Raw genomic sequence first — 18,308 nt, 5'->3', positions numbered from 1 at the left:
CATGGCCAAAACTTCTTCCCCCGATCGCATCTCCCCAACCCGCACCGTTCCAGACAATGCAGGTTGCGATGAAAACTCGCTCGTCATCGATTCTTCCTCTCAAAAGAGAGGGGTCAGTTCTTCGTTTCGTTCGGGGGTCAATTTCTCATTTCGCCCGACCAGAAATGGATCGTAAGCGTTGCATCAAGGCACCTTGCAATAGGCCGATGAACATGGAGCTTTCGCGCCATGACATTGGAACATGCAGAGGGTGATGTGGTCGCCGAGATCAGCGGCGCCGCGGCGGCTGAAGATCGTGCAACGATGCCCGGCCGCGCGCGGCAACGGAGGCTGTGGAGTTGCGCGGAGAAACGCGCGTTGGTCGACCTTGCGAGCGCGGCGGGGTCTTCGGTGACCGAGGTCGCGCAAGCGTTTGGCGTAGCTCCTTCGCAGCTCTATGCGTGGCGCAAGCAGGTGGCCGGCGGCGAGTCCGATGCCGACCAGGCGACGGCCACCTTCGCGCGGATCGAGGTGAGCGATCTGCCCGAGGTCGACCGGCCCGCCGCCGATTACCCGGACCCGGCCGGCAGGATCATCGTCGCCTTTCCGAACGGCGCGCGATTGCGGATCGACGGAACCGTCGATCCGACAGCGCTGCGCATCGTCCTGGCGGAGTTGACCAAGTGATCACGGTGGTGCCGACCGACCGGATTTACCTTTGCTGCGGTGAGACCGATATGCGCCGCGGGATCAACAGCCTGGCACGCATGGTGCAGCAAGTGCTCGCGCTCGACCCGCACACCGCCGCGATCTTTTGCTTCCGTGGACGCAAGGGTCATATAATCAAAATCCTGGCGCATGACGACCAGGGGTTCTGCCTTTTTACAAAGCGCCTTTCCGAAGGTTGTTTCGCCTGGCCGACCACCAAAGATCAGGTCGCGGTGTCGCTCACCAAGGCACAGCTTTCGCTGCTTCTGGACGGCATCGACTGGCGCCGGCCGAGCAAAACTTATCGGCCGCGTTTGGCGGGCTGATTTTGCTCGTTTCTCTTTGATTTTGTGTCGATTCTGCTTCCGTGAAGGAGGTGTTTCGGGTATGTAATTTGGGTGTCGGAACAAGCTCCCTCAACCGCTGATTTCCTCGCCCGGATCGCACTTCTGGAAGCGGCCGTTGCTGCCCGCGACATCACCATCGCCGAACGCGATGAGCAGCTGCGCAGAGAGCGCGCCGAGGCCGCACTTCGCATCCAGCGCCTGCAGCTGCGGATCGATCGCTTCAACCGCAAGGCCTTCGGACGCTCGTCCGAGAAGCTGGGTCAGATGCTGCTCGAACTCGAAGATCTCGAGACCGATTTCGCCGCCGGCGCGCCCGAGGCCGAGCTGGCCATCGTCTCCGACACCGACAAGGTCCGGGGTGCTGCCAGTGCGCAAGCTCAATCCGAACCTGCCGCGCAAGCGGATCCTTCGCGAGCCGTCTTGCGCGTGCTGCCCGGGCTGCGGCGGCGCTCTGCGCGCCATGGGCGCAGATCACGAGGAGATGCTCGACCTGGTCGTCCAGGCCTGGCAGGTGATCGAGACCGTTCGACCCAAGTACAGCTGCCGGACCTGCGATAAAATCATCCAGGCGCCGGCACCCGCCAAGGCCATTGCACGCGGCAAGCTCAGCTATGCCACGCTCGCCCATATCATGATGGCCAAGTGGGGTTATCATCTGCCGTACTACCGTCAGGCACAGATGATGGCCACAAAGGGCGTCGATATCGAGCGATCGACGCTTGCGCGCAGCGCCGGCTACGCCGCCGCCTTGCTCGATCCGATCTACAACCGCATCCGTGAGATCGGCCGTACCCGCACCAAGATCCACACCGACGACACGCGGTTTCCGATCCTGGCGCCCGGCAAGACGCACAAGGGCGCGCTCTGGGTTTACGTCGCCGACGACCGCAATTCGGGTTCGCAGGAGCCGCCGATCGCCTGGTATCGTGCCACCATGGGCCGCGCCGGCGAGAGCGTGATGAGCGAGCTCGCCGGATTTGCCGGCACGCTGCAGGCCGATGGGTTCACCGGCTACACTCAGATCTACAGGGGCGGCGCCATTCGAGAAGCCGCCTGCCTGGCCCATCTGCGTCGCAAGATATTTGACGTTCACGACAGCCAGCCGACCGAGCTCAGCACGACGGCAATGGCCGGTATCCAGGCGATCTACCGGATCGAGGAAGACATACGGGGGCTCCCGCCGGCCGAGCGATTGACCGCCCGACGAGGGCGGACCCGACCCCTGGTCCGGGCGCTGCGACGACAGCTCATGCGCCAGGCCAAGGGTTTGTCGCGCCATGCCGATATCGCCAAGGCCTTCGCCTATGGCACCAAGCGATGGCGCGCGTTCAATCGCTTCCTCTACGATGGCCAGCTCGAGCCCGACAACCTGATCGCGGAGCGCGCCATTCGTGGATTTACAGTCGGCAGGCGCAATTGGCTTTTCTCGGGCAACTTCGCCGCGGCCAGCGGTCAGCTGTCGTGCTCAGCATCATAGAGACCTGCAAGCTCTGCGGCGTCGATGCCGAAGCCTACATGGCCGATGTCATCGAGCGCATCCAGAACGACTGGCCAGCCTCGCGCTGGGATGAGCTGATGCCGTGGAACTGGGTGCGCCGGCAAGACATGCCGCTCCCCCTGGCGGCATGAGCGCGATCGATGACATGGCGCTGTCGGACGAGGCGCTCGAGGCCTGGATGGCCGCCAAGACCAACCCCCGCCCGCTGGTGAGGACCGTCTCGGCGCTGGATGGCTTCGTAACGGCATCGGTCACCGGGCCGCGGTTCGCGGATCCGCAAGACTGGATGTGCCCGCTCATGGGGTTGCGGCGTGACGTCCTGGCCAAAGGCTCTGCAACCGATCACGCCGTGTTTGCCAGCCTCGCCAGGATCCACAACCGGATCAACGAGACGCTGTTCGACAGACCGCAGGATTATGCGCCCCGCTTCACCACCAAGCCCGGCGGCGGCATCGACCCACGGCCGTGATGCCAAGGGTTCTACGCGGCCATGAATCTCAACATCAAACGCTGGAAACGGCTCCTCGACCTCAACAACCCCAACCACGGCCTGCTGCTGCCGATCCTGATCTACTGCGTCGATAAGAAGGGGCGGCCCATCCTCGGCAAACCCAGGCCGGGGCCCGAGACCGCGCACTTCATCGAGCACGAGGCGTACAAAGATATCGCCCTCGTCATCCCCGCCCTGCGCGAACTCCACTATGTCACCCGTTATGATAACCCCCAGTGATCGCCCCGGCGCGCCGACTAACGGCTGACCGCCATACACGCATCAGGCGGCTTCGGGAAAGGTGCCTCGGTGCACCGCTTACAATGGATCGCCGACTTCACCTACATCTGCACCGCCGAAGGATGGCTCTACGTTGCCCGCCGTGGTCGACCTGTTCTCCCGGCGTGTCGTCGGCTGGGCGATGAAGGCCGAGATGACAGCCCAACTCGTCACCGACGCCCTGATCATGGCGATATGGCGCCGGGGGTAAGCCCGACAGCCTGCTGCACCATTCCGACCAGGGATCGCAATACACCAGCGAGCAGTTGCAGCGGCTGATGACCCATCACGGCATCACCTGTTCGATGAGCCGGTCGGGCAACGTCTGGGACAATGCTGCGATGGAGAGCTTCTTCTCGTCGTTGAAAACCCAGCGGACAGCCCGCAAGGTCTACAGGACGAGAGATGCCGCCAGGGCGGATGTATTCGACTACATCGAGCGCTTCTACAACCCTCGGCGGAGGCACTCGACGCTGGGCTATCTAAGCCCCGTGGAGTTCGAGGAACAAGCTATGTTAGCTTAACCTCGTGTCCGAAAAACCGGCAGCAGGCCACAGAGCGCAGCCTCGCTACCGTGCCATGCTCGCGCAAGGCGGCCCTCGCCGGAGGCGTACCACCAACTATGCGCTAGGTGACGTTAAGTTCACCAATATAATGTTTCGGATCGCGCCATCGCGTTTTCAGATGGCCGCGTCAGCAAGGGGCCATGGCCCTTGAGCTCAACAAGAAAGAAAGAGTTTCCAATGCGATGCTTCAGCAGAACCCGGCTACAGTGAGCAGCGTTCTCGTGAGATCCACCATCGTCCCCACCGCGCTAACAGTCTAAGCGGTGTCCGAAAGCGGCTACCGGCCAGAAGGGCCGCGTCACATCGGCATTAAAATCTAGATGCGTGCTGCTTCCCAGCCAGCGATCGACACGTCAAGGCGAGCACCGCATCAGCCGCAGACATTTGGCAGAGAGAAACGCAAATGCGTCAACCCAGTCCTCGCTGCCGCCAGTTCTCGAGGTAGGCTTTATCGCTGGCCTGTCCTCTCCTTTGCACTCAGCGGATTAGCGGTCGCGCTATCAGGGCTACTCCTTCGTCTGCATCGACATACGCCCCCGACCGAATAGCGTACACGATGGACGTGCCCGGCGCACGGATGTCAATGGCGTTGGCCGTCAACGAGTCCATTGGGTATAGGGCGCCTATGACATCTCCCTGGTTCACTTCATCCAATACCGAGCAGCGAGGTTCGAAGATGCCTCGCCCAGGCGATTTCAGCTCATCGGACGAGCGCCGAGTTTCGAGTGTCTGGATGACCTTCTGTTGACGGAAGGTCGGATACTCGGGCTTTCCCTCGACGAGTCCGAGCGCGATGAGTGCGTTGCGCAATCCAGCTTCGTAGATCGCGATCGCGTCGAAGCTGACCGTGCCGCCGCCGAATTCAGCGCAAACGAACACCTTGCCCTGGCTTTGGGCCAAAGTATCAAACATTCCCGGCGAACCTGGATGTTCCCAAACCAACGTCATGGGTAGTTTGAACGCTTCTGCCATTTGGAGCGTCTTGGCCATGAGATCGGGATCAACAATTGGGTGCGTCGTGCTCGACGGGGGGAAATCCCAGTTTAGTCCAAAGCTGTGCAGATCGAAGACAGTGTCGGCACACGGCAATAATATATGCGAAACGGCATCCGCGATCCGTTCGGTTACTGATCCGTCGCGGCGGCCCGGAAACACTCGATTGAGATTCAAGCCGTCGATCGGCGTATTACGGCTGCACGCCTTTACGGCTGGTGGATTGAGCACCGGCGCGATTACAATTCTTCCACACGTTTGAGCTTCGGGAAGCCACTTGACAAGCCGTCGTGCAACAATCGGCCCCTCCAATTCATCGCCATGACATCCGCCAGTGATCAGGAGCCGTGGTCCCTCGCCTTTGTTGAGACTGAAGACCGGGAGCGAAAGAGCTTCGCAATCGGCGCCTCTTGGGACAACAAGATATCCGCTGCTCATGCCGGGCTTGTCGAGATCAAACGTGAGGTGTGGTGCTTCGCTCATTGCGGAGTTCCCTTGAATTCGAAGTGCGAGACTATCGTCACCGATCCCGGTTAGCTTTAACACTGGCATGCGGTACGCTACGCGTTTCTATCGCGCGTGGGTTGCCCGCACATCGCGACCTAAGATCCAACGTGCCTCGAGAGGGCTAGAGATACTTTATAGTGATGCTCCGGGCTTCAGCCTTATCACACCGACATCGTTCTCGATGACGATCTCGGTCCCAAACGGCTCGGAGAGCTTCTGTAGACGCTCCAGAATGGTCTTCGCTTGCTTTTGATTGACTAGACGTGGGACGCCGCGATCGGCAAATCTCCTCAAGCGACCGAGTTCAATCGGATACAGACGCAATTCGGCAAGCTGGTTCTGCCTAAATTGGCTCCGCGCCACGATGCTTTCCCAAAAGACCGGGTCCGAATAGCTGGCCATCTCTGCGACCTTGACCTCGGCATCCGTGTGGACCCGAGGGTCCTTGGCGTAGTCGCCGAACATTTCGGCACCCGTAGGGGTCCCCAAGTCGTCCTGGAAGAAATTTCCGAGGCTATAAAAGATCGGGCGACCCCTAAAGATTTCGATGCCTCTCAGTTGATGAGGTCCATGGCCAATGTATGCGTCGGCCCCGGCATCGATCAGCCTATGAGCAAAGGATTGTTCGTAATCCGGCGGCTCGTCGCTCCAGTTCCCAGGCTCGTGACAGTGGTTCGCGACGACGCAAAAATCGGAGAACTGCTTGCCGCGCCTGACGTTTCGTAGAATGTCGGCGACATCGCGTGCGTCTGGTTCGAAACTGTATCCGACCTTGTCGCCGGCCTTATAGGTTGTTCCGGCGAGTACGACCTTAACCGGATCTTCTTGAAAGCGGATGTCTTTAGGCAAGGCAGAACTTATATGCCTCAGATTTTGGAGCATTTCGGGCGAAACCACGATACTCTGCGCTAAACGAAGCGCGTTCAGTCCTGGTCTGCCTGGCGCCTCTCCGGCGGGATCGCACGCTCGGGCCATTGGCATGAAGGTTGTAGCAAACGAGACCATTGCCACGCGACCCCGAGAGGTCTCGAAAAAGCGCGCCGCGCCGGCTTGTGCGAGATTCTCGCCCACCCCTGCATGGATGATACCGTTTTGATCTAGCACTCGGCTGGTCTCGCGCATGCCTTCAACGCCCCAGTCAAATGAATGGTTGTTTGCGCGGCCAAGTAGGTTGAATCCCATCGCCTTCAAATCTTGGCCAACCTCTGGCAGGCTGAGGTGATACGCACCTCCGTATTCAGCCTGCGGGTATCCATTGAACGATCGGATATCGAAGGCGTTGACTTCCAGGTTGCCAAAAGTGGTGTCAGCATCGCGAAGGATCTTGACGACGTCGCCGAAGCTAGACTCCTGAGATTTGGTCACGGCTCGTGATACGATGAGGTCGCCGACTGCTACCATCGTGAAGCCGTCCGCCACGTTCGTTGAAATCGACCCGACCACATCATAGCCGGGTGCGTCGTCGGCCGGATGACCAGCGTTCTCGTTGCTCATAGATTTCTCCTCGTCCCGCTTCTTCTTGCGATACTTGGGTTAAGTTCCGTGTTCAAATCTGCGGTGTCCAAGTCCTTGGCTATGCGACGGGAGTGAGCGAAGAATTGTCCGCTACGGGCGCTGGCACGCCAATGGCCGGAGCGCGCACATGACATGCCACCGAGCGCCCGTCCGCCATCGGTACCAGAGGCGGCACTTCGATGCGGCAGCGCTCGACGGCGAGCGGGCAGCGCGGATGAAACGCGCATCCGGTCGGAGGGTTGATGGGGCTTGGCACCTCGCCCTCGACGGGCGCCTGCAGCCGAACGCGGGTCGGATCGGGCACAGGTGCTGCCGCGATCAGCGCCTCGGTGTAGGGATGGACCGGCCTGGCAAAGAGCGCCTCGCAGGGCGCGAGTTCCACGATGCGCCCCAGATACATGACCGCAACACGATGGCCGATATGCTCCACGACGCCGAGGTCATGCGAGATGAAGACGAAGGCGATCCCCATCTGCTGCTGGAGATCCAGGAGCAGGTTCAGGATCTGTGCCTGTACGGAGACGTCGAGGGCTGACACCGCTTCGTCGGCGATGATGAGCGAGGGCTCGAGCGACAGCGCACGTGCAATGCCGAGCCGCTGGCGTTGACCGCCTGACAATTCTGACGGCAGCCGGTGCATCAGATCCGGTGACATTCCGACTTTTCGGAGAAGGTCCGCGGCGAGTGCGTTACGCTGCTTCCGGCCGAGACGCTCAAAGCTCTCGACAGGCTCCGTAATAATTTGCCCGGCAGTAAGGCGCGGGTTCAGCGACGAGTAAGGATCCTGAAAGACCATCTGCATGCGACGGCGCCAGGCGCGAAGCGCGTCCGTCTTGAGGCCCGCAATGTCGGTTCCCTCGATCAGCACGCGGCCAGCCGTCGGATCCACGAGCCGCATCAGGAGCCGCGCCACGGTGGACTTGCCGCAGCCGGATTCACCGACGATGCAAAGCGTCTCGCCCGCTTCGACAGAAAAGGAAACATCCTCCACCGCCCGGATCACCGGGATGCTTTTCTTGAAGATTCCCGAGCCAAGCGGATAATGCTTGGTCAATTTCTCGACTTTAAGCAGAGGACCGTTCATGTGCCCATCACCTCTTCGGCGCGCCAGCAGGCCGCCGAGTGGTTCAACGCGACATCTCGCAGGGCGGGCGTCTTCTCGCGGCAAATGTCGATTGCGAAGGGGCAGCGCGGTGCAAAGCTGCAGCCGACGATTGGCTCGCGCAGGCTTGGCACGATGCCTGGAATTTCCGGAAGGCGGCGCTGGCGGCCGCGCCGCCGGTCGGGCAGCGATCGCATGAGCCCCTGGGTATAGGGATGTGCCGGACGCGCAAACAGATCTATCACGCTCGCTTGTTCGACGATCCGGCCAGCATACATCACGATTACGCGTTGGCATGTCTCGGCTACAACGCCCAGATCATGCGTGATGAACATGACGGCCGAACCCGAGCGCTCCTTCAGATCGACGATGAGCCGCAGGATCTGCGCTTGGATGGTGACGTCAAGCGCGGTCGTCGGCTCATCGGCAATCAACAGTTCCGGCTCGCAGGCCAAAGCCATGGCGATCATGGCGCGTTGGCGCATGCCGCCCGACATTTCATGGGGATAGTTGTTGACGCGACGCTCCGGGTCCGCGATGCGGACGAGACGCAGCATCTCTTCGGCCTTCGCCGCAGCCGCTGAGCGGGATACTTTCGTGTGGATCTGCACTGCCTCGGCGATCTGGTGGCCAACCGTATAGACCGGGTTCAGGCTGGTCATCGGGTCCTGGAAGATCATGCCGATCTGGTCGCCACGGATCTGTCRCATCTCCCGGTCGGGCAGTTCAAGCAGGTCGCGCCCGCGAAAGCGGACCTCGCCACCGACAGTCCTGGCTGACACTTTCGGCAGCAGGCGAAGAATGGAAAGGGCGGTGACGCTCTTCCCGCATCCGGATTCGCCCACGACGCCGAGCGTCTCGCCTTTCTTCACCTGGAAGCTGATGCCGCCCAGGGCACGGGTGACGCTCTCTTCGCCGTAAAAGTGCGTTTCAAGGTCGCGAACGTCGAGAAGCACATCATCCTCTGCAGATTCTCGCATCAGCATGTCAGCGCCTCCGCTTTGAGCGGGGATCGAACATGTCGCGCAGGCCGTCCCCGAGCAGGTTGACGGAAAGGACCGTGACGGCAAGGCAAATCCCAGGGGCGAAGATCGTCGATGGAGCAATGGCGAGATATAGGCGCGAACTGGCAATCATGTTGCCCCAGCTCGGAATCTCCGGCGGCACGCCCACGCCGAGGAAGCTCAGCCCAGCCTCCGTCAGGATTGCGCTCGCGCAGACAGTAGCGCTCTGGACCATCAGCGCAGGAACCGTACTCGGCAGGATATGCCGCCACAGCACCTTAGGCAGGCGCGCGCCGCCACAGAGCGCGGCCTCCACATAGGGACGCTTGCGAACTCCCAGGACCACGGAACGAACCAGCCGCGCGACGGCCGGCGTCTCGGGGATGGCGATGGCAACGATGAGGATGCCGATGCCGGGGCCTGTCAGGGAAATGAGTGCAATCGCCAGCAGAATCGTTGGGATTGACATCAGGCCATCCATGATCCGCATGACGATGTTGTCGAAGCCGCGGCTGTAGCCTGCGACGGTGCCGATCAGAAGCCCGGCAAGAGCAGCACACGCCGCCGACAATAAACCGACCATAAGGGAGATGCGGGCGCCGAAGACCGTTCGCGCGAACACGTCGCGGCCCAGATTGTCGCTTCCAAACCACATTTCGGCCGAGGGCGGCTGGAGGCGCTTGAATGGATTTATGTTCACCGGGTCGCCGGCGTAAAGCGGGGCACAGACCGCCAGTATGATCAGGAGGGCCAGGAGTCCGCCGCCTATGAGGACCAGCGGATGTCGCCTTGCCAGACGGGGAAGGTCGGATAGCTGCAGCCGACCCATCGGCATAGCTTCAACCGGTGCGGAGAGGAGGGCCATATCAGTACCGGATGCGGGGGTCGATCAGCGTATAGGCAAGATCGACCGTCAGGTTGATAAAGACGTACAGACCCGAAGTCAGGATGAGCACGCTCTGAATGATGGGGTAATCACGATTGTTGATCGCATCCACGACCAGGCGACCGATACCAGGGATGTTGAACACGGTCTCCGTGAGAACGACGCCACCGATCAGATATGCGAAGCTGATGCCGATGACGGTCAGGATCGGGACGCCGGCATTCTTCAGGGCATGATGGAAAAGCATGGCAAAGGACGATGCACCCTTGGCGGCGGCCGTCCGCATATAGTCTTCCGAAAGAACTTCCAGCATGCTCGCCCGCGTAATCCGGGCGATGAATGCGATGTAGGCAAGACTTAAAGCAGCGGTTGGCAGGATCAGGTGCTCGAACCAGGGCCCGAGGCCTTGGCTAATGGGCTGGTATCCCTGAACCGGCAACCAGTGTGCCCGCATTGCGAAGAAATAGACGAGAAAGTAGCCGACAACGAAGACGGGAACAGAAAATCCGAGTGCCGAGAAGGCAGTGAGGACGCGGTCTATTGGACCACCAGCGCGCCACGCAGCCAAGATGCCAAAGGATACCCCGATCGTGCCCGAAACGATCATAGTCAGGATTGACAGGGAAAGGGTCGGCTCGAGCCGCTGACCCATAAGTTCGAGAACCGGTCGTCCCGCAAAGATCGAGGTGCCGAAATCGCCGCGCAGCATGTCGCGCAACCAATGTATGAACTGAACCGGCATGGGATCGTTCAGTCCCAGCTTCTCGCGGATGCCGGCGATCATCTCCGCCGTCGCCGACTTGCCAGCGATCATCGCCGCCGGATCGCCCGGCGCCAGCCTGAGAAGCAGGAACACGAAGATCCCGACCATCGCCATGACGGCGATGGTCGAAACCAACCTGCGAAAGACGTAAGCAGCCACGACGCTCAGGCCTTCTGCATGTTCCACATCGGAACGACCTGCGGCAGGCCAATAAGGCCGGTAAGCGTCTTGCGGCGGGCCATCGGCGAGACATAGTGGCCCAACCTCACATCGCCCACGAAATCCCACCAGAGCCCCTGCATCTGGCGCGCGAGGGCCTTGCGCTCCTCCAGCGTTGCGACAGTTGCCCACTTGGCCCGCAGCGCCTCATATTCATCATTTTTTGGCCAGCCATACCAGGCGCTCTCTCCGTTGGCGAGGAGAAGCGGGGTAGCTAGCGGATTGGCGAGGGAGAAATCCGCCTCAGAGGTAATGAACATGCTCCAGCCGCCATTCTCGACGGAATCCTTTTTCGCCCGGCGCGTGGAGAGCCCACCCCAATCGCTCGGCGCAAGCTCGACATTGATCCCGATATTGTGCAGGGCCGCCGCAAGCAACTGCGAACCATCATTGCTGGGCGCCCAATCCGTCGCCTGCAGAACCACGACCTTTTCGCCCGCATAACCGGCCTCCTTGAAGAGCTGTTTGGCCTTTTCTGGATCGCCGCCCTTCTTGTACCAGCCCGTATTCTCATCGTTCGAATAGAGCGTATCGCCACCGAATATTGAGGTGACCGACCGGCCATACTTCGGGGCCAGGACGTTCATGAACGCCTCCTGGTCGATCAGGTGAAGCATCGCCTGCCGCGCTTTTACGTTGTCGAACGGCTTCTGAAGACAATTGAGGCGCAGCAACATGCTCTTGCCGGATTTGTCCAGCACATCGACCACAAGGTTGGAATCGCTTTCGATGACCGACAAAAGGTCATTGGGCGGCTGCTCAACGTAATCGATCTCACCTGCCTGCAAGGCCGCGAATGCTGTCTGTGGGTCGGAGATATTGTCCCAGATTACACGATCGACTTTTACGATCTTACCGCCGGCCAATCCGTCCGCAGGCTCCTTGCGAGGAACATATTTTTCATTGCGATCGTAGGTGTAGCTCGCGCCCGGCTTGACGAGCGCTTCATTGAACCTGAACGGCCCCGATCCGATATTCGTGGTGACCTGTTCGGTTGCCGGACGACTGGCATCCTTCTCGCGCATGATGAACAGGCACGGCGGCGTCAGATCTGCCAGGAGATCGATCAAAATGCCAAGCGGCTCCTTGAGGGAGATCACAAATGTCTTGTCGTCCTTCTTTGAGATGTCGCTTGCACGCACCATGATCAACTGCCCACCTGGAGCTACCTGGCCCCAGYGACGGATCGAAGCCACACAGTCCGCCGCGGTCACGGGAGTGCCGTCGTGCCAAGCTAGGCCGTCCCGCAGTTCGAATGCGTAGATCTTTTTGTCTTCGGACACGCTCCACTTGCCGACCATTTGCGGCTGCGGCATGAACTTCGAATCCACCCCGAACAGAGTATCGTAAATCGCCAAGCCATGGTCGGCCGTGACGTTCGTTGCCGTAAAAATTGGATCGAAGATGCGCAGGTCACTCCCCTTCACCATGCGCACCGAAGGTGACGCGGTCCGTGCACGCAGAACCGATGGCATCGATATAGCCGCGCCGGCGGCCAAGGCCGTCTTGATGAGATCGCGTCGAGAGATTGTCATTTTATTCCCCTTCCCAAATTGCGCCGTTAACCCATGCTTATTTGCTGGATGAATACCGAGAGGAGCATTCATTGCTCTCATCTTCGATCTCGCTGCGACCTAGGTCAAATTCAGTTTGCGTATCGTCGCCATCTCGTTTTGAGATAAACTCAGAGACCTTGGCCCAAACATCGAGCTAGTGTTGCCGACCTTCAGATTGTCAGGAAGTGCGTCGCTCGCGGCCAGGGGTTCCGCGAGGTAGAAGTGATCGACGACGATCTCGGCCGCTCCGCTAGTGGCGCGACCTGGCTTCGAGCGATTTGGCATCGCTGTGCGCCAGGGAAGTCGGGGCGGTACTGTGTTCGACGCTTCCTAGCGGGTGCCCAACGGCCGACTGGCATCACCTGTTGGAGCTCTGAGGCCTGGTTTGAGGCGCGTGTCATCGAGCTCGATGGCATTTACGATCCCTGCCGGCCCAACAACACACGATGGCACCGAGAATAACATGCCGGACAAGGGGTTCGTAGGAAGCTGTAATCGTCGGCTACGCGGGGGGTATCATCCGCGCTCGCTGGCGGCAGGCGATCTCCTGAAGAACTCCTGGATCGATCTTCGCCGCGAGCCACAAGGCACGGCGGACAAGTCCAGCGGGTGTGTACCGGGCGGCTGCCTGTCGAAAGAACGCCGTTCGCTAAGCAGACGCCGCGCGATGTGCTTACATGGCCGAGTCTTCGCCTCGGCGAATCCGTCGACCCCCTCAGCCGCGCCTCTCGTTAGCGGGCGGCCTTGCGATTAGCCCGGGGCTTGCCGAGCAGGCACAAAATTTCGTAGCCACATGAACGGTAGAGATTGCAGTGTGGCCAGTCGGGTTGAGTGCCGGCAGCAGCTCGACGACGTCAGCGCCTATAACGTCGATGTTGCGTAGACCGTGCATGATTACCTTTACGTCCCGCACACTAAGCTCCCCCAGAACGGGTGCCTGGGTACCATGGACGTAAGCGATGTCGAGTGCGTCGATATCGAAGCTGAGGAAGGTCGGCTGCTCGCCGACCACCCGACAAATCCGCCGACGCACCTATGTCGTGCGCATCTTTCCAAACTTGCAGAGCTGCCTGCGCCTAACTGGATGGAGGCCTGGGCACCGAGGAATAAGCGATGGCGCAACGACCGTGCACTCGTATCTCGCGGAGCAGTCGGCAGAGTCGACAATTGGTCGCCCCGAGCAAAAGTATACGCGCTCTTGCCGGGCCCCGAGTTGCTTCACGTACGGCGTATCGAACTTCATTACTCACCGAAATAGCGAACCTCGCCGGTTCGTCCCTCGTCGGCTGCGTTCCGTAGCTTCGCCACATCGATCCCGAGGAAAACTTCTCTAGAATATGCCACGGCTCATCCCCCTGCGATGAGGATCGGCTCGGCCTCTCCGAGCAATCCTCGCCACCACGGTGGAGGGCGAGCCACCCTCAAAGTTGAGGACATTGGCACAGCCGCCGCTGTACATGCCCGCACCACGGTTTGCGGCTGCTTCAGCCATTCATCGCTTCCCCAAGGGTCCGGTTTGGCGCTGAAGTAAAACTCTAAACCCGAAGTCCACGCACATTTCCTGCACGAAATGCAACGATTCGCCGAAACCCGCCCATTTATTATGGTATGAATTGGTGACACTAGAAATCCTATCTAAATAGCGAGCATACTAAATGTCACATCACCCCGATGGTGCCGGTCGACTCGTCGCTGCGGACACTCCGCAGTCCCAGCAGGCCGTCGGGAACCCAATGATCGCAGAGCGTCGCATATCGGTTGCAGGCATCGGTACGTCGTACTATGAGAAGGGAACCGGTCATCCGATCTTATGCTTACATGGTGCGTCGCCTGGGATGATTTGGGATGCAAGGCTCTCCTGGATTCGGCAGCTGCACGGTCTATCCGATCAATTCAGAGTGATTGCGCTCGATCAGCTTCAATTTGGCGGGACAGATAATCCCGCTCCTCCAGGCCAGTATATCAACCGCCTCGGCCGTGTGGACCACGTGATTGGTTTCATCGAAGCAATGGGCTTGAAGGAGATTACGCTCGTCGGCAACTCAGAGGGATCCTTCGTTGCCGCGCGCGTCGCGATCCTGCGTCCCGACCTAGTTTCCAGGCTCGTAATGGTCACCGGTAACTCCTCATCGCCGCCATTTGGAGACGAACGCGACAAAACCTGGATGGACGCCAACGAGAAGGAATATTATTCCGACCTCGGCAAGCCGATGCCAACCGAAGAGGAATTCATGCGTGAAGGCGATGTCGCTGGCGGACACGATCCTTTTGAGGCCGAGCTAAAAGAATATCGGCGGATAGCCTACCGGCGGCACCAGACGCGCGAAAGATGGGAGATTCTAAAGAACGCGCCCGAAGAAGAAACGAATACGCGACTCTATGTGACGCTACAACAGCGATACATCATACCTTATCTTGACCGGCTTCAGCCACAGACGTTGATCATCTGGTCAAAAGATGATCCAATTGTACCGCCCGACAATGGTTTTAGGCTGGCAAAGCTGATCAGGAATTCGGAATTCCACTTACTGCGCGGTGGGCATGGCATACACCACCAACAGAGCGACGCCGTGAACAGACTCATCCGGTTTTGGCACGGGTGATCATCGCGGTCCAAGCTGCATCCGCTCAGCTTTCACCACCCTAGCCCGCTTCTCTCACCGCGCCCAGGCCCGAGGCGCGTCTTTACTGGCGCGTGTCGGTGCTGCTCATCCCCATTTTGCGGACGAGCGCAGTCAGCGCCGCGGAGAGCGGCGGTGCTGGGCTCTGCAATTTTCCTCTGTTGTTTGCGGAAAGTGTTCAGGTCGCGGCGGCGTCAGCGGGCCACGGCGCATATTCGAGCGTGGGCCAGGGCAAATTCGTCCGCGTATGGACAGGCTGAAGCTATTGCGACCTTGATCCGACGCACCGAGACACGGACCTGTGCACCGATCTTCAGCAGCTTCAGCCTGATCGTGCCGCAGGTGGCGTTGGCGAGCCTGGTGTGGGCGAGGCCGGCGCAAGGCGCAGATCAGGACGTGGGCAAACGAGGCGAACCAGAGCCGCAGCTGATTGGCGCGCATAGTGTGAGCGGTGATTCGGTTCTCCATGTCGCCGCGGGCACAGTAGAGATCCTCGTAAAGCCCCCGTGCCGCCCAACGCTTTGGCTTGAGCGAGGTCACGACGAAGCGCGGATTGGCGCCCTGCGTCGTCCACTCGGCCTTGGCGACGATCCGCCGTCGGCGTGACCAGCTGTCTTTCGTCGACCACATGAAGTCGCGGAACACGCGCGCGGCCTGGTCGCTTTTCCTGGATGCCAGGCGAGCTTCCTGCAAGGCTGGAGCGATCTTCTTCTCCAGCCGCTCGTTGCGGGCAAGGCCAAAGACATAGTCGACGCCGTTGGCCTCGCACCAGGCCATCAGCTCTTCCCGGGCAAAGCCGGAATCGGGGCGCAGGACAATGCGCACTCTGTGCCACTTCCTGCGGATCTGCGTAAGCGATGCACCAAGGCACCTTGCAATAGGCCGATGAACATGGAGCTTTCGCGCCATGACATTGGAACATGCAGAGGGTGATGTGGTCGCCGAGATCAGCGGCGCCGCGGCGGCTGAAGATCGTGCAACGATGCCCGGCCGCGCGCGGCAACGGAGGCTGTGGAGTTGCGCGGAGAAACGCGCGTTGGTCGACCTTGCGAGCGCGGCGGGGTCTTCGGTGACGAGGTCGCGCAAGCGTTTGGCGTAGCTCCTTCGCAGCTCTATGCGTGGCGCAAGCAGGTGGCCGGCGGCGAGTCCGATGCCGACCAGGCGACGGCCACCTTCGCGCGGATCGAGGTGAGCGATCTGCCCGAGGTCGACCGGCCCGCCGCCGATTACCCGGACCCGGCCGGCAGGATCATCGTCGCCTTTCCGAACGGCGCGCGATTGCGGATCGACGGAACCGTCGATCCGACAGCGCTGCGCATCGTCCTGGCGGAGTTGACCAAGTGATCACGGTGGTGCCGACCGACCGGATTTACCTTTGCTGCGGTGAGACCGATATGCGCCGCGGGATCAACAGCCTGGCACGCATGGTGCAGCAAGTGCTCGCGCTCGACCCGCACACCGCCGCGATCTTTTGCTTCCGTGGACGCAAGGGTCATATAATCAAAATCCTGGCGCATGACGACCAGGGGTTCTGCCTTTTTACAAAGCGCCTTTCCGAAGGTTGTTTCGCCTGGCCGACCACCAAAGATCAGGTCGCGGTGTCGCTCACCAAGGCACAGCTTTCGCTGCTTCTGGACGGCATCGACTGGCGCCGGCCGAGCAAAACTTATCGGCCGCGTTTGGCGGGCTGATTTTGCTCGTTTCTCTTTGATTTTGTGTCGATTCTGCTTCCGTGAAGGAGGTGTTTCGGGTATGTAATTTGGGTGTCGGAACAAGCTCCCTCAACCGCTGATTTCCTCGCCCGGATCGCACTTCTGGAAGCGGCCGTTGCTGCCCGCGACATCACCATCGCCGAACGCGATGAGCAGCTGCGCAGAGAGCGCGCCGAGGCCGCACTTCGCATCCAGCGCCTGCAGCTGCGGATCGATCGCTTCAACCGCAAGGCCTTCGGACGCTCGTCCGAGAAGCTGGGTCAGATGCTGCTCGAACTCGAAGATCTCGAGACCGATTTCGCCGCCGGCGCGCCCGAGGCCGAGCTGGCCATCGTCTCCGACACCGACAAGGTCCGGGGTGCTGCCAGTGCGCAAGCTCAATCCGAACCTGCCGCGCAAGCGGATCCTTCGCGAGCCGTCTTGCGCGTGCTGCCCGGGCTGCGGCGGCGCTCTGCGCGCCATGGGCGCAGATCACGAGGAGATGCTCGACCTGGTCGTCCAGGCCTGGCAGGTGATCGAGACCGTTCGACCCAAGTACAGCTGCCGGACCTGCGATAAAATCATCCAGGCGCCGGCACCCGCCAAGGCCATTGCACGCGGCAAGCTCAGCTATGCCACGCTCGCCCATATCATGATGGCCAAGTGGGGTTATCATCTGCCGTACTACCGTCAGGCACAGATGATGGCCACAAAGGGCGTCGATATCGAGCGATCGACGCTTGCGCGCAGCGCCGGCTACGCCGCCGCCTTGCTCGATCCGATCTACAACCGCATCCGTGAGATCGGCCGTACCCGCACCAAGATCCACACCGACGACACGCGGTTTCCGATCCTGGCGCCCGGCAAGACGCACAAGGGCGCGCTCTGGGTTTACGTCGCCGACGACCGCAAYTCGRGTTCGCAGGAGCCGCCGATCGCCTGGTATCGTGCCACCATGGGCGCGGGCGAGAGCGTGATGAGCGAGCTCGCCGGATTTGCCGGCACGCTCCAGGCCGATGGGTTCACCGGTTATGTTGCGGCCATCCATATGTCCCCGTGCTGGGCTTTACCCATTGTCAACTGAGTATTTGGGCCCGATTTGACGCAATATAAATCGGGAGCTCGGCTGGCGGACCTTTTCTCATTTGGAGGTTCGACATGGATCGCTCTTGCTTTTCTGACCAAGCCGCTGATGCCCTATTTCCCGAAGTGCCATTCGCTGACGAGCGAAACCGCTATTTGCATCACTGCGCCACACTCGGAGCGAGACCCGAAGTTCGGAGGGTCAAACGCAGCGAACTCCTATGGATCGCGCGACATCTCCGCCCGGACGCAGCGGAGGGAGTTGGCATGGCGGAGTTGTTGCCGATTGCGCAAGCTCGGCAGAATCTTCGCGGTGCGGCTACCGCCGCGCGTCGAGTTATCGATATCGGGCGACCCTGGTTGAAGTTCCTAGGCTGGTGGCGCGAGTCCACCGTCATGTTGTCGTTGTCAAACGCCATCCGGAACTGCCCCCTTTGCGTCATGAAGAACTGCCCCCACCTTCGGGTTCATGATGTCGGTTGAAGGTTAGTTCCGTCGGTG

The 18,308-nt window shown here is 60.5% G+C and carries 18 protein-coding genes and 5 pseudogenes; 14 read left to right on the top strand and 9 right to left on the bottom strand.

From position 1 onward, the window contains the following. The first annotated feature begins 228 nt into the window (after positions 1-228). The 8 genes and pseudogenes from tnpA to LCM4577_RS24700 form a co-directional block, all read left to right on the top strand. On the top strand, positions 229-666 hold the full coding sequence (gene tnpA, locus LCM4577_RS24735) for an IS66-like element accessory protein TnpA (RefSeq protein WP_083354845.1): 438 nt from the start codon (positions 229-231) through the stop codon (positions 664-666). After that, the gene (gene tnpB / locus LCM4577_RS24730) at positions 663-1,013 is read left to right on the top strand and encodes an IS66 family insertion sequence element accessory protein TnpB (RefSeq protein WP_071073920.1); all 351 of its coding nucleotides are present in this window, start codon (positions 663-665) and stop codon (positions 1,011-1,013) included. The genes tnpA and tnpB (LCM4577_RS24730) overlap by 4 nt, the downstream gene beginning before the upstream one ends. Positions 1,014-1,085: 72 nt before the next feature. Continuing rightward, positions 1,086-1,337: pseudogene (locus LCM4577_RS24725) on the top strand (transposase); the annotation flags it as partial. 64 nt (positions 1,338-1,401) lie between these two features. Continuing rightward, positions 1,402-2,511: an IS66 family transposase gene (gene tnpC / locus LCM4577_RS24720; protein WP_198541081.1), complete on the top strand. Its 1,110-nt coding sequence runs from the start codon at positions 1,402-1,404 to the stop codon at positions 2,509-2,511. Then, the gene (locus LCM4577_RS24715) at positions 2,496-2,663 is read left to right on the top strand and encodes a transposase domain-containing protein (protein WP_198541080.1); all 168 of its coding nucleotides are present in this window, start codon (positions 2,496-2,498) and stop codon (positions 2,661-2,663) included. Before tnpC (LCM4577_RS24720) ends, LCM4577_RS24715 begins: the two co-directional genes overlap by 16 nt. Next, positions 2,660-3,001, top strand: a complete 342-nt coding sequence (locus LCM4577_RS24710; protein WP_244508422.1) for a UPF0149 family protein — start codon at positions 2,660-2,662, stop codon at positions 2,999-3,001. The genes LCM4577_RS24715 and LCM4577_RS24710 overlap by 4 nt, the downstream gene beginning before the upstream one ends. 21 nt (positions 3,002-3,022) lie before the next feature. Further along, complete coding sequence (locus LCM4577_RS24705) at positions 3,023-3,262, top strand: hypothetical protein (protein WP_244508421.1); 240 nt, start codon at positions 3,023-3,025, stop codon at positions 3,260-3,262. An 84-nt stretch (positions 3,263-3,346) separates the two neighbouring features. Continuing rightward, positions 3,347-3,825: pseudogene (locus LCM4577_RS24700) on the top strand (IS3 family transposase); the annotation flags it as partial. A gap of 519 nt (positions 3,826-4,344) precedes the next feature. Here the strand turns inward: LCM4577_RS24700 and LCM4577_RS24695 are convergent. The 7 genes from LCM4577_RS24695 to LCM4577_RS24665 form a co-directional block, all read right to left on the bottom strand. After that, positions 4,345-5,343, bottom strand: a complete 999-nt coding sequence (locus LCM4577_RS24695) for a succinylglutamate desuccinylase/aspartoacylase family protein (RefSeq protein WP_071073930.1) — start codon at positions 5,341-5,343, stop codon at positions 4,345-4,347. A gap of 156 nt (positions 5,344-5,499) precedes the next feature. Continuing rightward, the gene (locus LCM4577_RS24690) at positions 5,500-6,861 is read right to left on the bottom strand and encodes a CapA family protein (protein ID WP_071073929.1); all 1,362 of its coding nucleotides are present in this window, start codon (positions 6,859-6,861) and stop codon (positions 5,500-5,502) included. A 79-nt stretch (positions 6,862-6,940) separates the two neighbouring features. Beyond that, positions 6,941-7,966: an ABC transporter ATP-binding protein gene (locus LCM4577_RS24685; RefSeq protein WP_071073928.1), complete on the bottom strand. Its 1,026-nt coding sequence runs from the start codon at positions 7,964-7,966 to the stop codon at positions 6,941-6,943. Next, complete coding sequence (locus LCM4577_RS24680) at positions 7,963-8,964, bottom strand: ABC transporter ATP-binding protein (RefSeq protein ID WP_371410074.1); 1,002 nt, start codon at positions 8,962-8,964, stop codon at positions 7,963-7,965. The genes LCM4577_RS24685 and LCM4577_RS24680 overlap by 4 nt, the downstream gene beginning before the upstream one ends. Positions 8,965-8,971: 7 nt before the next feature. Then, the gene (locus LCM4577_RS24675; protein WP_071073926.1) at positions 8,972-9,853 is read right to left on the bottom strand and encodes an ABC transporter permease; all 882 of its coding nucleotides are present in this window, start codon (positions 9,851-9,853) and stop codon (positions 8,972-8,974) included. A 1-nt stretch (position 9,854) separates the two neighbouring features. Then, complete coding sequence (locus tag LCM4577_RS24670; protein ID WP_071073925.1) at positions 9,855-10,796, bottom strand: ABC transporter permease; 942 nt, start codon at positions 10,794-10,796, stop codon at positions 9,855-9,857. A 5-nt stretch (positions 10,797-10,801) separates the two neighbouring features. After that, a complete protein-coding gene (locus tag LCM4577_RS24665; protein WP_071073924.1) occupies positions 10,802-12,391 on the bottom strand; it encodes an ABC transporter substrate-binding protein in 1,590 nt (529 codons plus the stop codon). Between the two features lie 210 nt (positions 12,392-12,601). Here LCM4577_RS24665 and LCM4577_RS24660 point away from each other — a divergent pair. Further along, positions 12,602-12,853: pseudogene (locus LCM4577_RS24660) on the top strand (resolvase); the annotation flags it as partial. Between the two features lie 274 nt (positions 12,854-13,127). On the opposite strand, the gene LCM4577_RS24655 reads toward LCM4577_RS24660, so the two are convergent. After that, on the bottom strand, positions 13,128-13,445 hold the full coding sequence (locus LCM4577_RS24655; protein WP_083354844.1) for an arginase family protein: 318 nt from the start codon (positions 13,443-13,445) through the stop codon (positions 13,128-13,130). Positions 13,446-14,145: 700 nt separating this feature from the next. Between LCM4577_RS24655 and LCM4577_RS24650 the strand changes: the two genes are divergently transcribed. Continuing rightward, positions 14,146-15,015, top strand: coding sequence for an alpha/beta fold hydrolase (locus LCM4577_RS24650; protein WP_083354846.1), 870 nt, complete (start codon positions 14,146-14,148; stop codon positions 15,013-15,015). A gap of 212 nt (positions 15,016-15,227) precedes the next feature. Here the strand turns inward: LCM4577_RS24650 and LCM4577_RS24645 are convergent. Next, a pseudogene (locus tag LCM4577_RS24645) lies at positions 15,228-15,882 on the bottom strand (transposase); the annotation flags it as partial. A gap of 168 nt (positions 15,883-16,050) precedes the next feature. Between LCM4577_RS24645 and LCM4577_RS24640 the strand changes: the two are divergent. The 4 genes and pseudogenes from LCM4577_RS24640 to tnpC (LCM4577_RS24625) all read left to right on the top strand — a co-directional run bounded on the left by LCM4577_RS24640 (position 16,051) and on the right by tnpC (LCM4577_RS24625) (position 17,808). After that, positions 16,051-16,377, top strand: coding sequence for a transposase (locus tag LCM4577_RS24640; RefSeq protein WP_071073921.1), 327 nt, complete (start codon positions 16,051-16,053; stop codon positions 16,375-16,377). Further along, on the top strand, positions 16,374-16,724 hold the full coding sequence (gene tnpB, locus LCM4577_RS24635; RefSeq protein ID WP_071073920.1) for an IS66 family insertion sequence element accessory protein TnpB: 351 nt from the start codon (positions 16,374-16,376) through the stop codon (positions 16,722-16,724). The genes LCM4577_RS24640 and tnpB (LCM4577_RS24635) overlap by 4 nt, the downstream gene beginning before the upstream one ends. A 72-nt stretch (positions 16,725-16,796) precedes the next feature. Beyond that, positions 16,797-17,048: pseudogene (locus tag LCM4577_RS24630) on the top strand (transposase); the annotation flags it as partial. A 64-nt stretch (positions 17,049-17,112) separates the two neighbouring features. Then, positions 17,113-17,808 (top strand): IS66 family transposase, encoded by a 696-nt coding sequence (gene tnpC / locus LCM4577_RS24625; protein WP_157900500.1) that lies wholly within the window; start codon positions 17,113-17,115, stop codon positions 17,806-17,808. The last annotated feature ends 500 nt before the right edge of the window (positions 17,809-18,308 follow it).

Origin of the sequence: Mesorhizobium sp. LCM 4577, assembly GCF_001854795.2 — a bacterium.
GTDB lineage: Bacteria > Pseudomonadota > Alphaproteobacteria > Rhizobiales > Rhizobiaceae > Mesorhizobium > Mesorhizobium plurifarium.
Note: the sequence above shows the minus strand (reverse complement) of the source record. Positions and strands in the feature narration are given on the sequence as shown.

Bases quoted from the DNA above. Each gene is read 5' to 3' on its own strand.
- tnpA (WP_083354845.1), top strand. From the start codon at position 229: ATGACATTGGAACATGCAGAGGGTGATGTGGTCGCCGAGATCAGCGGC.
- LCM4577_RS24710 (WP_244508422.1), top strand. From the start codon at position 2,660: ATGAGCGCGATCGATGACATGGCGCTGTCGGACGAGGCGCTCGAGGCC.
- LCM4577_RS24705 (WP_244508421.1), top strand. From the start codon at position 3,023: ATGAATCTCAACATCAAACGCTGGAAACGGCTCCTCGACCTCAACAAC.
- LCM4577_RS24695 (WP_071073930.1), bottom strand. From the start codon at position 5,343: ATGAGCGAAGCACCACACCTCACGTTTGATCTCGACAAGCCCGGCATG.
- LCM4577_RS24690 (WP_071073929.1), bottom strand. From the start codon at position 6,861: ATGAGCAACGAGAACGCTGGTCATCCGGCCGACGACGCACCCGGCTAT.
- LCM4577_RS24685 (WP_071073928.1), bottom strand. From the start codon at position 7,966: ATGAACGGTCCTCTGCTTAAAGTCGAGAAATTGACCAAGCATTATCCG.
- LCM4577_RS24675 (WP_071073926.1), bottom strand. From the start codon at position 9,853: ATGGCCCTCCTCTCCGCACCGGTTGAAGCTATGCCGATGGGTCGGCTG.
- LCM4577_RS24650 (WP_083354846.1), top strand. From the start codon at position 14,146: ATGATCGCAGAGCGTCGCATATCGGTTGCAGGCATCGGTACGTCGTAC.